Source organism: Dysgonomonas sp., assembly GCF_035323175.1.
In the GTDB taxonomy this organism is placed as follows: Bacteria; Bacteroidota; Bacteroidia; order Bacteroidales; family Dysgonomonadaceae; genus Dysgonomonas.
In genome coordinates, this window is the sequence record NZ_DAOKYH010000003.1 from 195,091 (window position 1) to 213,224 (window position 18,134).

General features: G+C 38.5%; 7 protein-coding genes. All 7 read right to left on the reverse strand.

The genetic code is table 11. The features are described from left to right. A complete protein-coding gene (locus PKC55_RS06510) occupies positions 1-2,169 on the reverse strand; it encodes a glucoamylase family protein (RefSeq protein ID WP_291125620.1) in 2,169 nt (722 codons plus the stop codon). Positions 2,170-2,282: 113 nt separating this feature from the next. Next, positions 2,283-3,743, reverse strand: a complete 1,461-nt coding sequence (locus PKC55_RS06515; protein ID WP_135104521.1) for a RagB/SusD family nutrient uptake outer membrane protein — start codon at positions 3,741-3,743, stop codon at positions 2,283-2,285. 24 nt (positions 3,744-3,767) lie between these two features. Then, positions 3,768-6,830 carry a SusC/RagA family TonB-linked outer membrane protein gene (locus PKC55_RS06520; protein ID WP_324372356.1) on the reverse strand — a complete coding sequence of 1,021 codons (3,063 nt, stop codon included), beginning with the start codon at positions 6,828-6,830 and terminating at the stop codon, positions 3,768-3,770. 263 nt (positions 6,831-7,093) lie between these two features. Then, on the reverse strand, positions 7,094-9,925 hold the full coding sequence (locus PKC55_RS06525; RefSeq protein ID WP_324372359.1) for a triple tyrosine motif-containing protein: 2,832 nt from the start codon (positions 9,923-9,925) through the stop codon (positions 7,094-7,096). A 240-nt stretch (positions 9,926-10,165) separates the two neighbouring features. Beyond that, a complete protein-coding gene (gene lacZ, locus PKC55_RS06530) occupies positions 10,166-13,264 on the reverse strand; it encodes a beta-galactosidase, LacZ type (RefSeq protein WP_291123937.1) in 3,099 nt (1,032 codons plus the stop codon). Positions 13,265-13,488: 224 nt separating this feature from the next. After that, positions 13,489-14,754, reverse strand: coding sequence for a glycoside hydrolase family 99 protein (locus tag PKC55_RS06535; protein ID WP_324372362.1), 1,266 nt, complete (start codon positions 14,752-14,754; stop codon positions 13,489-13,491). Positions 14,755-14,778: 24 nt separating this feature from the next. Beyond that, positions 14,779-18,096: a glycoside hydrolase family 2 protein gene (locus PKC55_RS06540; protein ID WP_291123935.1), complete on the reverse strand. Its 3,318-nt coding sequence runs from the start codon at positions 18,094-18,096 to the stop codon at positions 14,779-14,781. Positions 18,097-18,134: the final 38 nt, after the last annotated feature.

Sequence of the window (18,134 nt, forward strand, 5' to 3'; positions counted from 1 at the left end):
TTATTTAATAAACACTTCTTTTACCATTCGCTGAACATCGGGATCTTTCATAAACAAATTCCAAATAAGTCCTGTACGGTAATTCTCTATCATCACCGTTACCGGAGCCTGATTAAGCCCCATATAAATGTTAGCACACCAATTCTCATTCAGATTGAACGCATCACGGAAACCATATTCACCCCACAAGAAAGAACCATAGTTACGATAATAATTCTTCAATGCCGCCATCGATTGCTCTGGCAGATAAGGGAATGAAGCCAAAGCCCCTGTCGGTGCCATCGTTCCCACATCCTGATGATCTACCGGCTCGGCAGCACGATAACCCCAAGGTCCGTCACTCGCCGTAAGTCCCCAATTATCTGCTCCATATCCGATATTCTTTTTAGGATTCTCTACACAGTAACGGTAGTTTATAAGAGCTATATTCCGAAAGTTCTCGAAGTAATTTTCAGAAACATATTTATCTTTTATCTTGTGCGGATCAAGCCCCAAGTATGAATAGTGTATGAAAAACAATGGCCCACCATTAGACACCCCCACATCGAGCTTTACTCCGAAATATGTATTTCCGTTCGAGTACATTGCCCCATCACGTGTTTGTCCCCAGTCGGCACGATAATCCTGCGCCAGCTTTTCCTGACTAGCCCATCCCGAATAATACATGTCTTTGCCTACACCGTGGGTTGGTGAGGCTATTGCCAGCAAATAAGTTATCATTGTCTCGTTCCAGCCGATAAGATTGTGGTTTATCACCCATTCCTGATCCGGAGACCAGTGCCAATACAAATATTTACTGTCTTTTGTCTTTTTGAACCAATCCCATTCTATATTTTTCCATAGTTTGGTGATTGTATTTCGGATGTATTTCTCATCATCACTGTTCTTGTCAAAGTATTGACGGGCTGTTAATAGCCCTTGAAACAAAAAGGATGTTTCTACCATATCGGCTCCATTGTCACGCATTCCGAAAAATGGTTCCACTTTACCTGTTGTTCCATCTATAAAATGAGCATAGCCTCCATGAAAAGTTTCGGCTTTGTCGAGAAATGCGACTATTTTTTTGAACCGTTGTATGGCTTCTTCGCGAGTGATATATCCTCTCTCTACACCGGTTACAATTGCCATCATCCCAAAACCAGAAGCTCCTGTTGCAATCATATTTCTACGTCCCGGAATATTTTCGAGGGCTAGCCCTGAATTTGGTTCTGCGCCATCCCAATAATATCTGAACGAGGCTTCCTGCACCATATCCAAGAGTTGCTCGTCAGTCATATATCGGGTTGTTGATTCTACGATATTAGATGGTTGTGATTCGGAGTAGTCATAATTTACACAAGCAATGCGGTAGCTGAATGTCTTATTCGGTTCGTTTGTGAAATCTGCATAACGACCTGTATAAGGATATTGTATGCCTACCTGCTTGAACTCTCTCCCATCTTCGGAGCGATATATTTTGATATATTTTATATTTTCCAACCCTGATTTATCCCACCACAAGTCTACATGACGCTCATAGGCCTTTGCCTTTATCGCCGGGACTATCACGTTTGAAACAGGTTTTTGGATAGGACTTAATTCTACCTGATCTATATATAAAGTATGCTCTTTTCCGTCTTGTGAATTTTGTTTGAAAAGAACTTCTTTTATTTCTTTTGTATTTGTGTAGCTTAAATTTTTAAATTCAGATAGAGGGATGGATACTGATACCCATTCCTCTTGTTTGAATTGAGATATATAGTCGTTAAAGTTGATAAAGGACGATGTAGTTGTTTCTTTCTTGTTAATAGCACCTATGGCAATAAGAGGTAATTCTTCTGCTTCTGTTCCCGATTTGACAAATAATTTAAAGTCCAGAGATTTACCCTCTTTCACAAAGTCTTTTCCCCGCCAATCATGATAAAGAATCGACGCCGACCAGCTTCCATTAGGTGCAGACACATAGTTTAATAGCAGTGAGTTTTTTGCTGTAAAGTATTCCTTTTCGGATACAGGTAGTTTATTTTCTATATTCTGGATATAGCTAGGAGATGTATAATCGGCTCTACTGTAATAGTAACGCCCTGTCATCAAACCATTGTCAAAAAAAATGTGATCGTATTCCGGTTCTTGCGCGGGAGCAGATAAACATCTTATAACTAACAGACAGAAAATAATTCTTAATTTCATGATATGGCATTTACGTTGATAATAAAAACTTACACATTACAATATATTCAGTACAAGAAGAGACGAATACCCAGCACCTTTTCAAGTACTGAGTATCCTCTCCTGATAGTTTCTTATTTAAGATTTGGATTCAAATCTTTTTGAGCTTGAGGTATCGGATAAAATTCGGACTTACCTTCGGTAAATCCAGGAAGTGTTCCGGCAGCCTTACCTGTACGAACAAGATCGAAGAATCGTTCGCCCCATTCGCACGCTAATTCAACTCGTCTTTCTTCCAAAATCTGATCCAATGTAACATTAGTCAATGTTGGCATTTTTGCTCTGGTTCTCACCAAGTTGAAAGGAGCATCCCCATTTTCATTTTTACGAACTTTTGCTTCGGCATTCAATAGAAGGATGTCTGCATATCTCATCACACGGATGTTATTACCAAATCCATACCCTGTTCTTCCTTCCGGAAGCTGAGTGCTAGGCAGATACACTTTTCCATTAAATACTCTATCGTTTCCGTCTGCTGCTGTACTTGGTTTTAGCACATCCCCTTCCTTGGTTGTAGATCCCGCATACAAGAAAGTAGTTTCTTTACGTACGGTCTCACCCCTGTCTTGGAATAGTTTTTCTAAAGAAGCACTAGGAACCATGAAGCCCCAGCCCCCTTCAATATTTGTTCCTACAAATCCATTTCTTGGACCTTGGAATGCAAACCACGCATCAGACTCTATTGCTGTGCTACCAACCAAACCGTATTGTAGTTCGAATAGATTTTCGTTTGATAAGCATCCCGGCTTTTTGAAATAATCATAAAAATCGGGATAGAGCTCAAACTTGTTACTGTTGATAATCTCATTTGTTGCAGATAGTACAGCATCCCAATTGTTGATATCAGAGTTTGCTTTTGCCCTCAGTGCCAGAGCTGTATATTTAGTAACCTGACCTTTCAGAGGCATTTCGTTAGGACGTAAAGCCGGAAGATTGGCTTCACAGAAATCCATCTCATCATTAATAAACTTGTAGATATCAGCCCGAGGGGTAACATTAAGTGTACCTAATACTTCTTTGTTATCGGTAACAAGCAATGCATCGCCCCAGAATCTGGTTATCTGAAAATAAGCAAAAGCTCTGATAAAACGTACCTCTGCCTGATATTGAGTATTCAGTTTTTTATCCGCCTCAGTTGTTGTATACTCGTTATATCTATTCAGGTCTACCAAAGCAGAGTTACAACTCAACACCAAATTGTATAATCCTGTCCATGATGAGTTTAATGCCCAATATCCACCAAGCTGATTGTATTCGAATGACTTTGCATAGTTTAACTCTCCCTGATCGGAAGGTGAAGAACCTTTATTTATATCATCACCTCTTACGCTCAGTAGGCCAAGTCTTCCCCAGAAACTAAGTCCACTTCCTCCACGCATACGTGCATAGATACCGATTAGCGGCTGGTTCATATTTTCGGTCAGAGTATAATCAAGCCCCTCGACATCTAATACATTTTCGGGTTCCTTATTTAGCCAGTCGCTACAACTGCTTAATAACAATAATGCTGATATAATGTATATATAAAATTTCATAACTATAATTTCTTATTTCTTTAATTAATATACCAATCTGAAACCAATACTGTAAGTTGAGGTTAAAGGATAAACATCGTTATCTATTCCATCAGCCACGTCTGTAGTAAATCCATTATAGGAGAAGAAGTTGAATGGTCTTTCTGCCGTAAAACTTACTCTTAAGCTAGATTTGTTTCCACTCTGAGGGAAAATATTCTGGAAAGTATATCCCAACTGTATATTCTGAATCGTAAATGTATTGGCACTTTCAACAAAGAATGAGTTGAAGCGGCTATATGTCCATGTATGTCCCAAAGCTGCGCCTGATACATATTTGTTTGTAGAGCCTTCACCTGTCCAACGGTTTTTAACGATATCTTCGTCGAAATTTATATCAGTTTGTTTTTGTCTTAAGAACCGTTTCTGATTCAGGATCTTATGACCAAACTGTCCTTGGAATGCAGTACTAAAGTCAAAAGCCTTGTAGGTGAACCCGAGATTACCACCCAAGAAGAACTTAGGCAGTGGAGAACCGAGCAATGTTCTGTCTTGGTCTGTCAGTTTTCCGTCGCCATCTATGTCTTTAAACTTAATATCTCCCGGAACCGGTTTGCTGGCAATATCTGTTAAAGTTTTATCATTATCAATTTCTGCCTGATTCTGATAAATACCTTCCATTACATATCCATAGTAAGAGTCTACTGTCTGACCAATCTGTCTGATACGTCCATAGTCCCCGGATGTAATTATGCGATCCAAACCATCAAGGTGAGTGACCTTATTTTTCAAAGTCGACATATTTACACCAACATTATAAGTAAAATCACGCCCGATCTTATCATCCCAGTTTAGAGATACTTCTACACCCGAGTTTTGGATCTCACCGTTATTCATTAATAATGATCCGGCTCCTGCCTGAAGGCTTTTCAAGAACACGGCATCTTTTGTTATACGTTTGTAATAATCAAGTTCTCCCGATAAACGGTTATTCAGGATAGTAAAGTCCAAACCAAAATCCAATTCTTCTACTTGTTCCCATTTCAGAGAAGAGAAAAACGAAAGGCTGGATGTACCAGGCATAAGTTGTCCGTTGAAATATCCTGTTTCTTGAGTAATGGAAGCAAATCCATCATTTCGTTGTATCTTATCGTTACCCAGCATCCCCCAGCTTCCTCTTAATTTCAGGAAGTCAAATACTTTCTGATTCTTCATAAAGTTTTCTTCCGAAAGTACCCATCCAAGACCTACAGAAGGGAAATACCCCCACGTCTCTTGATACTTTGAGCTGCCATCGGCACGGATTGTAGCAGATAATAAATATTTGCCTGCATAGTCATACATCAAACGACCGAAAAACGAAGCTCCTCTAATCTCCTCTGCATTATCGTACCAAGTATCGACATCAGCTCCTTGTTCGATAATAGAACCGTTGTGTAAGTACCAGTACTGTTCTCTTCCATCAGGAATACCTTCGCCTTGCAAGCGGAGTCTTTCCCATCTCTCTTTTCTTATAGAATTACCTGCCATCAGAGTCACATTGTGTTTCTCAGCAAAAGTGTCTCTATATGTCAGGATATTATCTATCAACCAATTGTTTGTATATTTCTGAGATTTAGTCAACTGTGTTTTCTTATTTTGTTGACTGGCCGAAACGGTATATATCGGCAAGAATAAACGATTGCGTTGGAAAGACAAATCCTGATTGTAAGAAGTTCTGAATGTCAACTTATTTTCTAAGAAAGACAACTCCATGTAAAGTGCCGGAAGAACTTCTGTCACCCCCACTTTGTTGTTGTAATAATCAGCAATAGCCACCGGATTCCAGAAGTAGTTTGTTAGCCCTACATCTTGTGCCGATCCATATTTGGTAGGCGATGCAATGCTATTATTCGCATCATAAGCCGGATATATAGAAGGTGATGTATACGCATTACCAAAAGCACTGTTATTTGCAAGCTTTTGATCACTGTTCACAACAATAAAGCTACCTCCAACTTTCAACCAGTTGGTGATACCTATATCTACTTTAGAACGCATATTTAATCTCTCATAACCATTGTCGCTATCCAAGATACCTTTCTGGTTCAAATAACTAATACCGATTGAATACGTTGTTTTTTCTCCACCTCCGTTAACATTTATAGCATGGCTATGCATAGGTGCTACTCTCAATATTTCGTCATACCAATCGGTATTTACAGCGGGAATACCATTAGCACCACCAAACTTAGCGATAGACTGATCGATAGTATTTGTATTACCGATTTCTTTCATCACTGTCGCATATTGCTGAGAGTTAGCCATCTTTACTAGGTTAGAAGCTTTTTGCAAACCAAAATAACCATCATAAGTAACCTGAGGTTTTCTGTCTGTCAAGCCTTTTTTAGTTGTCACAATGATAACTCCATTCGCTGCACGTACTCCATAAATAGCAGCAGAAGAAGCATCTTTGAGTACACTCATGTTTTCGATATCACTGTTATTCAAGAAGTCGATATTATCGAAGAACATACCATCTACAACATACAAGGGTCCGGTTTTAGAATCATCATAGTTTCCGACACCACGGATACGTACTTTAGGCGAACTTCCCGGTTGACCGGTGTTGATTACCTGTAGTCCGGGTACTTTACCCTGCATTGCTTGCATCGGCGATGCTGTAAGATGCCTGTTGACATCATCCCCTTTGATAGTCGCAATAGGAGATGTCAAGTCTTTTGCTTTTGCACTACCATAACCGATCACGACTGTTTCGGCAAGCATCCGGCTGTCGTTTTTCATAACTACATCGATACTTGCTTGTGAGCCAACAGTTACTTCTTGTGTTTGCATTCCCACATACGTAAATACTAAAACATTGCCTGTAGCAGCTGCAATAGTATATCTACCATCGATATCGGTAATAGTACCATTGTTTGTTCCCTTTATTTGTACAGTAACGCCAATCAGCGGTTCATTGGCTTCGTCCTTTATAATTCCTGAAATAGTTTTCGTTTGAGCATAAATATTTCCTGTGGTTAATAGGAAACAAAACAGGAATAATAAATACCGCAAAATCAGTGAATTCAGATTCCCTGAAATAAAGTCTTTTTTGGATTTTTTCATAGTTCAAATTACTTTAATTAACTGTTAACCAATTAATCTAAATAATAAGGCAGGAGTAATGTTTACAATAGCCAACCGGCTATAGAGTGAGGTGACTCTTTCCATGATATTTAGATTTATGCCAAAATTAAAGCACACAGACAAGATCATGTAAAAGGAGGGTTCACATCAAATACGCACGCACTCTATTTAACGTATATTAACAATGCACACTTCCCACTCTAACAGACATAAACATATGTATTACAGATAATTATTTTAAATCAATCGAGATTTAAAATAAAATCATTTAGATTCTGTGTAGACCTGAGGTTAAGTTTCTTTCTTAGTCTATAACGATTGTTTTCGACCGATCTGGTCGATAAATTCATAAGAGAGGCAATGTCTTTTGTCTCGAGATTTAGCTTCAAACATGCGCAAAGCTTAAGGTCGTTCGGGGTGAGTTCGGGATATAGAATCTTCAATTTCTTGAAGAAATTAGTGTGTTTCTGTTCAAATTTTATTAGTAAGATTTTCCAGTCATTATCATCCTCCAAATTATTGTTTAAGATAGGCAATACCTTCTGATATAAAAGCTTCAAAGTTTTATTATCACTTGAAAGACAAAACTCATCAATCACTTCTTTTATAGACAGTATAATCTCATTCTTTTGGATAGTAAATGAAGTCTGATCAAATATTTCGGCATCTTTTTTCTCTATTTCACTTTGCAATTCCTGATTTATGGTTTGTAGTCTTTCGGCTTCTCTCTGTCTTATTTTTTGCAGGTGTTTATTCTTATATCTCTTTAGGATGATAACCCATACAATATATGCAACAAACATAATAAGTAAAATATAGATCAGGTAAGCCCACAAAGATAAATACCAAGGAGACAATACAACAAACTGAGACGTAGTAATCTCGGATGTGTAGCCAATATTGTCTGTAGTACGAAGCATGAACGTATATTTTCCGGCAGATAAACGGTCATAGGTTACTTTATCTATCTTCTGAGGTTTCGACCATTCATTATCTATTCCTACCAGCTTGTACTGGAATAAAAGATTCCGGCTTAATACCTGATCGGATATAAAACTAAAAGTAACCGAATTATATTCGTAAGGCACCTCAGACAATGTTGCCGGATCTCTAAAATCGAACTTTCCTTTCGTTGATTTTATCTCTAAGGTTTCCAGATATGGCCTGTCCTGAACGGACTTATATTTCTTTGCAGGAATTTTGTCATTATAGAGTAGGAAGCCATTATCTAAACAAATAAAGTTTATTGAATCATTCAAGATAGAAATATTCTCGTATCCTTCTACTAAGGATAGTTTGTGAACACCGATATTGTATCTTTCTTCAATTTTGGCTTCACTCCCATCGTAACTGAATTTGAAAAGGCTCTTATCCGTTATAGCCCAAAAAGAATTATCTTTGATATGAATAATCTTCTTTATTTTATTAATAGACTTAAAGCAGTTGTTCAGCTTCTCGTTTGGCTTGATCGTATTATCTATTTCGTCATACGTCAGAAAATTATTATCCCCGAACAAGATTATACGCCCTCCCACTTTAAACATCGATAATTTGTGAGGAAGATTTTCTTGTGTATTATCTCCATAATAACTCCAGCTCTTTACACCCATCACATCCTCATTGAATAGGTATCTGTAAGTCCCTTTGTATGGATGTTGAACCCATATATTTCCCAGATGATCGAGTTCACTCTTGAAGACAGGTCCTCGGCTCTCGTCTATATCATAGACCTTATTTGTTCCTTTATGAACTATCTTCAAGTGATTGTAAGTTGATACAGCTAATATTTCAGCTTTATTTACCGTATATTCTTTTATGTCATAGATGCCAGACATTATAAAAGGCAGGTAAGGATATGACTTATCATCCTCGATAATCATCGCTCCACGATTGTGGCAACATATCAGCTTATTGTCTATAACACGCAAGCTCCATACTTGTCCTTGCGTTCCGTTTACCAATCTAAGGTTTTCTAGAGAGTTTACTGATTGCAGTTTACCCTCAGGCATATAAAACAGCCCCTGATTAGTTCCTATATAGAGTTTATTTTTCCAATAGAAAGCGTCATATACAGCCCCTATATTTCCATTCGGGTCAGTATAATAACTCATATTGTCGAGATACTGTATATATGCTATACCTCTATCTAATCCGGCCCAGAAATTTCCGTTTTTGTCTTCGCGCAACGATAATACCGTATTGTTGTTAAGCTCTGTGGCTGTAGAAAAATGATTTAATATATTGCCGTTTTCGTCAACCTCATATATACCGTTAAGGATAGAACCAAAAAAATATGTCCCTCGTGAAGTGAGTAATCCACAATTAAGTTCATTTAGCTTCAACGCTGATGAAATGGGAGTATTCCAAGGGGAGATTTTCACCCCATCATAGACATAAAGACCGTTAGTTGCAGTACAGATTAAATATTGATCTTTTTTGTAAGGTAAAATCGTTCTGACATCTTTCCCTGTGAAAAACGCTCCATCATTTATTTTGGTAAGTTTATCGTCTATCAATCGGAACAATTCGCCTTGCATTTCTTGTACCCAAAATTGTCCACGTACTTTCAGCAAAAAAAGAATATTCTTATTTATCTTTATTTGCTTAACAGTTTTATAATCATATATGAAAATAGAATTAAAAGATTGAAAGTACACCTTATTATCATTAAACCATATCTTCCAGAAATCATTCTCCTGCATCGATTTCTGATCGACCAAAGATTTTAATGATGTATATTTCAATTGCCCGGAAATATCTCTTTTCCAAAGGCCAAATTCTTCATAACCGCCGGTAAATATCGTTTGATGATCGAGTACTGCCACACTCCTTACCACAGACCTGTTGGCCATCTGAAAAAGCTTCCACTCTACGCCATTAAATTGCAGCAACCCGATATCATTTCCAAAATAGGTACACCCTCTTTCATCCTGATCTATAGACCAGTTTTTGTTTGCTGCACCGTATGTGTTTCTATCAAAGTTTACAATATATGGATTATTTGCTTTTGCAAAAGAGGAATATAAACAAAGCAATAGGATACATAATAAATAACTAGCATAACTCTTTTTCATGTGATATCTTGTGTTACATATTTGTCTATATTACTACTTCTACGAACTTGTACAAAAATAACAACATAATTTTAAATAAATAAGATGATGTATAACTTAAACTTTTTGGATAGAGAGTATACTGTGGTTAAAAGCCTTTCATTCGGTAGACAGTAGAGATTGTACTCCTTTTAAATAAAAAAGAAATGCTTGTGTTAAATAAAAACACAAGCATTTCATGAGTATTATCTTTTTTATAAGTTACTTCTGAAGGCTTATCGTAAAGTTGTAACTATATTCTTTATCAGTAAAACTATACTTGCTTAAAGGTCTTGCACCCCACGAATCTAAGCCGGCTACCCCGCGTTGAAACAAATCAACACAAAGCACGACTTCATTTCGAGGCAATACATCCGACCAATGCTGTTGTTTTTTGGTTCTACCTGGATCCAGATCTTCCGGCTTATAATTAGTTGCACTTACAGACAAAGGTTGCCCTCCTTCAACACGAACACCTTTATTCTGGTCATTTGTGAGAGTCAACCAACGCACATCAGTTTTATTTCCTGTTTCTTGTGGACGATAATAACTAAATGCCTGATCTTCTACTTTTCCTTTCCAAACTCCCATGAATGTATCATGTTTGCGATCTATATAATTTTCATGAGGACCACGTCCATACCATGCAAAGTCATTGTATTCTCTAGGCAAAGTCATTATCATTCCAAATCGCATCATATCCGGCAAATTATCTGACAATGCCTTATAATCAGCCTTTATATTCAGGCTTCCATCCTTATTCACGGTATACGTCAGATCTACTTTTGCTTCTATGGCAGACAGTTTACATTCATATTTTATAGCAATATTTCCGTCTTTCTCTTCACTGCCCAAATAACTGTAACGCGTATTATCTCCTGCCACTTCCCACAAGCGAAGATTAATCTGATCGTTTGCTCCAAAGTCATTATCGGTAGGCCCCCTCCAGAAGTTGAGACGAGGCAATTCACGCATTACAGGTCTTCCGTCGCTCTCAAACCGGGTAAGTCCACGACGAGTGTCTTTTGTCGCAAACTGATATTTCAGAGTGCCAGATGTTACGATTATCTGATCCTGCTCTTTAGAAATATTTAATGAGCCTGACTTTCCTTTTTCAGTAAAATAGTTGTTTGTATCGTATGCAAATTCTTCTTTTGCGACTTCAAATCCGGCCTTTAGGAAGGCTGTTTCTTTCTTATTGTAAGCGTAAACTTGCAAGAAATGCTCTACTCCCGGCTCAGCCTTTATTTGCGGTATATTTAGTTTCACATCTTTCTGAGAGTCGGCAGGGACGGATACGTCAAATGTTCCTTTCGATTCCACGTTGCCATTCTTCAACAACACCCATTCGTAAGAGTAGTTATCATTTGTAAGATCAGTGAATTTATAATCATTTATCACTGTTATGATACCATTATTCAAGTCTTTCACTTTGAATAGTATATTCTGATACACTTTTTTTACAATGTGAGTATGTGGCAAATAATTCTGATCGGGGCTAATCATACCATCCATACAGAAATTTCCATCATTAACAAGGTTATATCCACCTAGGTCGCCGCCATACGCCCAAAAGAATCTGCCTTGATCATCTTTTGCAGGGAAACCATGATTGTACCATTCCCAAATAAAACCTCCTTGCATATTCTTGCTGCTACGCATAACGTCCCAGTATTCTTGGATATTACCCATACTATTTCCCATCGCATGTGCATATTCACACATAATATAAGGTTTCTCCAAATCTCTGGCAGCATCACGCTTCATAGATTCCCATGATGGATACATCGGGCAGAATATATCAGTATTCCTATCTCTTTGATGTGCTTGTTCGTATTGCACAGGGCGGCTCTTATCTCTTGCTTTTGCCCAATCATAAGTATCGAAAAATGCTTTACCATTGCCGGACTCATTCCCTAACGACCAGAAAATAACCGACGCATGATTTTTATCTCTTTCCACCACGTTCTTTATTCTGTCCATATGAGTGGCATTCCATTCAGGAAGGTTAGATACATTGCTCGGACCATATCCCAATCCATGCGACTCTTGATTTGCCTCATCTACCAGATAGATTCCGTATTGGTCGCACAGCTTATACCACAATGTAGGCTGAGGATAGTGAGATGTACGCACGGCATTAATATTCAATTCTTTCATCAACTGTATATTGCGCATCATCACCTCGCGGTTTACAACCTGCCCTGTCTTATAATTATATTCGTGCAGATTGACTCCTTTAAAGTACACCTTTTTGCCATTAATAAGGACTTGGGCATTTTTGATTTCTATTTTACGGAAACCTATTTTGCTAGATGTAACCTCTACAATATTGTTTTTCTCATCTTTGAGAGAGATCAGCAAAGTATATAAGTTAGGCGTTTCGGCTGTCCATTTTAACGGATTAGACACTGTACCGCTAAAAGTTGTTTCTTTCAAACCATTAGAAGGAACCGTTACTTTTTGAGATTTACTAAATACACTTTTTCCTGTACCATCGAGCAAAGCAACTTCTACTGTTTGGTTTTTATTCTGGGTAGCATAATTTTTCAATTCCACATCAAGACTAAACAACCCATTCTTGTAAGTAGCATCCAAGTCAGGATGTGCAAAAAAGTCTGATATACGTGTCTCTGCTGTGCTATAGAGATAAACACTGCGGTTGATACCTCCCAATCGCCACATATCCTGATCTTCAATGTACGACCCATCACTATATTTATAAACCTGACAAGCCAAAGTATTTTTCCCTTTTCGCACATAAGGAGTAATATCAAATTCAGCCGGGCTCTTTGCATTCTCGGTATACCCTACCTTCTGGCCATTTATCCATAGATACATAGCGGTAGTTCCTCCTTCAAAGTGAATGAACACTTTGCGTCCGTCCCATGTCTGAGGGAGATCAAATTGATGCTTATACGAACCTACAGGATTATCGTTATCATTTACATAAGGGGGATTTGTTGGGAATGGGTAAATTACATTGGTGTAAATAGGAATACCAAATCCGTTAAACTCCCAATTTCCCGGCACAGGCATATCTGTCCATTTGCTTACATCATAGTTTTCTTTATAAAAATCAGCAGGAGCTTCGGATGGCTTAGCCACCCAATGAAACTTCCAAGTACCATCTAACGACATAAAGTAAGGTGATGCCGAATAGTCATCTTGAGCTGCAAGCTTTGCATCGGGATAGGGCAAGAACGTGGCTCTGGGTTTTTCTTTATTGATAGCAAAAACTTCGGGATTCTCCCAATCTCTTGTTTGAGATGTTGCCATAACAGCAACCAAAAGGAATGCTAAGATCAAATTTAATTTCATGAATTTTTATGATATAAAATTAACAATTAAATAATTTACACTGGCATTTGACTTAAAGATGTTAAATATAGTCATTTTTAGCCATCCTCACAAAATGTTTCTATGCTTTTGTATTCGGTTGTTATACAACAATAGCGGCTATAAGCATTCTATAAGCCGCTATCTGAAATCAAATGGGTAAAACTTAGGAGGAACTCATTCTCTAATGATCTACCAAAAGATATTTATTTTCTTTGAGGCAGAGAGGTTGTCAAATCTCTTTCTTTGCGAAGCATTTTACCTGCTTCTCCTACCAACCATAAATAATGATCACTCTGCAATCCTTCTTCGATAGGAACAAAGGTACTTCCCGATATGCCAACAGGAACTTGTGTTGCACATTTGAAGATAGCTGTTCCCTCATCAATTTCATCAAACATTGCTATATAGAGAGACTTTGCACCTGCTTTTATCGACTCACTCATTTGTTTCCACAAGAATGAACCTCTATTACGAGGTATCTGCGAGGTATTATCACCTTTCAGATTTTTCCAAGAGAAGCCGGGGAAGGCTAGTGGTACATAATCTACTTTATTTTCTTTACACCAAGCTATGTCTTCAGATATAAGCTTGGCAAAAGGAGAATATGAAGCCTCATTGTAACGCCCTACAAACCAAGGCATAATTATATCACTTTTTCTTATCAACTCATGGAGCTTCGGATCTTCCATAGTATCTGAAGTAAGAGTACGCCAGTATGTAGGGACTCCCAGCATAATACTAAATCCGCTTTCTTTAAGTTTATCCACCATGATTTCTATATCAGATAATCCGTATGCTCTATTATCATTAAATCCTACGCCCCATATCACCACCAATGGTTTTCCATTGTGATGGAGATAAGACTGATTTTTCTTTTGGTCTTTGATGTCATAAGCTTTTACCAACTCGTCAAAATCGTCCAGCAAAACTTTTTCATCACCCGAGCGCATGCCACTCAGGTCATACATCACACATATAGCCCGTTGATATTTCTGCGCTGCCTTCATTGCCGAGGTCAGCACTTTGTTGAAATGATTCTTGCCGCTCGGATTCTTTATTTCATTCACAAACCGTTGCATAAATACACCATCGAGTCCATATTCTTTCATCCATCGAAAATGAGTATCAACAGTAGACTCGTCATACGAACTAAAGGTATATGCAGGGCTTCCATCGGGAAAAACAAACTCTGTCTTATACTTCTTCTCATATTCCGATACATCAGGCCAATAGTCTACTGAGCTCGATCCGGGACAGAATCCTTTTTTCCCTTTGTAATGATACCAACCCCTGTTAGTACCATCATCAGGGGTATTGAACCACCCCTGATAACCAGCCATTACCAAACCATTATACGAATCGTACTTATAATTCTTATCATTCTCTTTCGAAGTGCTATTTTGTTTCTGTCCACAAGAGACTATACAAGTCAATATGAAAAAGGATAGTAATATCAATTTTATTTTCATGTCTTATTCTTTCTTTATTTCACGTTATCTTACTACAGACGATAATATCTGCTTCATAAAGTTTTTATCTGCCGAGTTGAAACGGATGTTCGTTTTTATCTGGGAATTATTCCTCGGATTCACCAATTTTATAACCATATGATTCCATCCTTTATCCAGCATTATATTAGGAACCTTAGTCTCTGCCTGCCCAACGCTTTCTTTTGAAAATACTTTATTCTTGTTCAAGTAAACCGCAAATCCACCTTCAAAATCTAAAAACATATCCAAACTCGGCATATCAGGCTCAGCCAGCAGATTACTCAATGAGCGTGGGCTATATATCCAAAAACTCATATAAGCCACAGCCGTTCTGTCTCTTTCGGGCTTTGCCAATGAAAACAATCCATTCTCGGCAATTGCTACTGCCCACGATTGATTGTCGGATATTGTATTAAGTTGAGGAATAATATTCGCCTCACCCTTCAGAAAATCGGTTGACAATAAATCTTCTACCGAATGAGCATCTTTACTTAAGGATACAACTAGTGACTTTTGTAACTGCGCCTTAGTATCTAATGCCTGCATGCTTTTTATATTATCATTGGAAATAGCAGCTCCCAGATTCAATAGCATTTTGGTAAGCAAAGACTGAGTCTCTAAGGCTATTTCTGAAAGGTCGAGTGTAGAAAGAATTATTTCAGCATTCCCTTGTTTGAGAGAGGCTATTACCACATCGGCTCCTTTAGATTCTCGCTCGCTACGGAAGACATTTGCGGTCTTCGATGTCTCAGCCTGATAATTCCAACGTTGCCAATCGGTATTGCATGCTCTCAATAATACATCCGATTTCATTACAAAATCTCCTGACATACCATAATGCATTGCCGTTTTGCCTCGTGGAATAAGTTCTGAGAAATAAAAATCAGCATGATTTAATCCTTGCAACAAAACAGGTGTTCCCTCTTTCAGAAATGAAGTAGCTTTTCTGTCTTCCAACGATACAGAATAAGGAAGAATAGCATTGATGAAATCTCTTGATTGTGGATTTACTCCCATTACGAGAATTTTTGCTCCGGCTTCAATCGCCTTCTGTACTTTTAACTGTTGTTCTTTGGTGTTTGTCGGAGGATTATTTCCGTCTATTATTACCAAAGTTTTATTTGTGATCTTTGCATCAGTGAGGATTTTCAATCCTAAATTTTCAAGATTTTCCTTTAGTTTCGAGTCCGTCGAGGCATATAACACAATAGCATCGACAGCTGGAACTACTTTTTCTATTTCTTTTTTATCTTCTATCTTTCCGCTATACGGTAGCATCGGCGTTGCATTAGCCTTGCGCACAGCATCTAGCAAAGGCCATTCTCTATAAAGGGGCAACGACATATCATATCCCGGATTGAGAGTAGTAGTATATGGGCCTAAGCGCTCCGGCTGCATTCCATATCCGCCTTCTTGGAAGTCGAAGAAGATACCATCATCTGCAACAGGAGGTCGTGTTGTGTCTTTCATTCCCAGCTCAAGAGGTTGCAATCCATACCATGCCAGATTGAATATACTGCTATACGAAGCATTCAACTCACGTTGAGTTTTTATAAGTTCATAGCTTTCTATTGCTACACCCTCCATCCTACCGAGCATACTCTCGTAAGATCTATTACCGTTATACTCTGACGATTGTTTAGGAGTTCCGTAATATGCCATACTCTGCTCTCCTATCCCCCACGGTTTTCCTTCCGATGCCCATTTCCGCATACCGCCCATACCACCGTAATGACCGATAACAGTAGGCAGATCGGTTGGTCGGTCGGTTTCTCCATCGCCCGATATCCAAGGTCGAGTAGGGTCTAGTTCGACTGTCACCTTTACCCATCGGTTTATCTCATCTAATTGTTTTTGAATGAGCTCTTCCGGTGCTTTAAATACATGTACCGCTACAGGAACTGTTTCGTTGCAAACACTCCAGCCGAATACGGATGCATGGTTCTTATCTCTTTTTATAAGACGGCGAATATGCTCTACACAACTCTCCCAATAATCGTCGCTATCGATCTTCGGTCCTCCGTCGCTCGACCAGATACCCGTTTCATCCAGTATGCAGATACCCATTTCGTCGGCAACATCCAGATAAAAACGAGGGAAAGGCTGAGCATGTAAACGAACTGCATTTGCATTCACATCTTTAAGCATACTAAACCATGCCGAAGGGTAGCGGCGTGTCATCTGAGGTACTCCCATAAAGTGCCATGAGTCGCCCCTTAAGGATATCTGTCTGCCATTCAGCAACAATCGGTCTCCTGAAATTGTAAATTGACGCCAACCAAAACGGTTATACTTCTTATCTATTGTTTTATTGTTTTCGGTCAGATTTACGATCAATCCGTAAAGATTTGGTGTTTCGGGTGTCCAATATTCGAGTTCTCCGTTTACAGCCTTTTCGATTGTAACTTTTGTAGTTGAGTTGGGTTGTAATACAATCTTTTTTTCTGTAGGAAAAGTCAATGAAGCGAGAGAAGCGACCTCTCCTTTCTGTTCGGGACTTTCATTAATTGTACGTCCAGCCAGATTGTACCATTTTTTTACCTCAGCATCCAAGTTTAGAGTTCGCTTCTGCGAGGATGCGTTTTTAATATCGAGTTCTATTCTTAATTTTTTATTCTGTACATCGGGCTGAATAAACAAGTCTTCTACATACACCTGATTATAGGCAAACATATATACGTCTTGCCATATCCCTGCCATTTCGATACCCCACATAGACCCTCCTACGTAGGTTCTACGCCCATATTTTCCATGATTATCAAACAAGCTGCCTTTGGCTACACCCACAAGTATTTCATTTTCTTGTCCGGGCTTTATGAAAGATGTTATATCCGCTTCGAAGGGTAGGAATAATTCAAAGTTTTCAGCCACTTTCTGACCATTTACATACACCTCGGTTTTTCCCATCACAGCTTCAAAATGAAGAATAACCTGTTTACCACTCCAATCTGAGGGTACAGACACATTCTTCCGCATCCATCCTATCTCGGCTTTTTCCCACTCTTTGGGATAACTTGGATAAGCAGTAAAGTCTCCCCCCTGTCCGTCTGTAAAATGATTTACATTCCATGGTGACGGTATCTTTATAGCAACGTTTTCTTTTTTGAAAGTCACAGGCTTCTTAAAATCTGACGCTTTCGCTCCGTATATCGGCATAAAGTCCCATTTACCGTTCAGGCATAACTCTTGTCTGTATGGCTTTTCCACATCATTTACCAACCCTTGCATAGGGTTGAACGGGTAAGGATATTTTATTCTTTCCGTTGCATACATACTAATGGAAAGGGCAATCAGAACAGTTAGTATAAAATACTTTCTCATTTTTATTTTGTTTGGCATTTATTCAGGTTGCAGAAGCA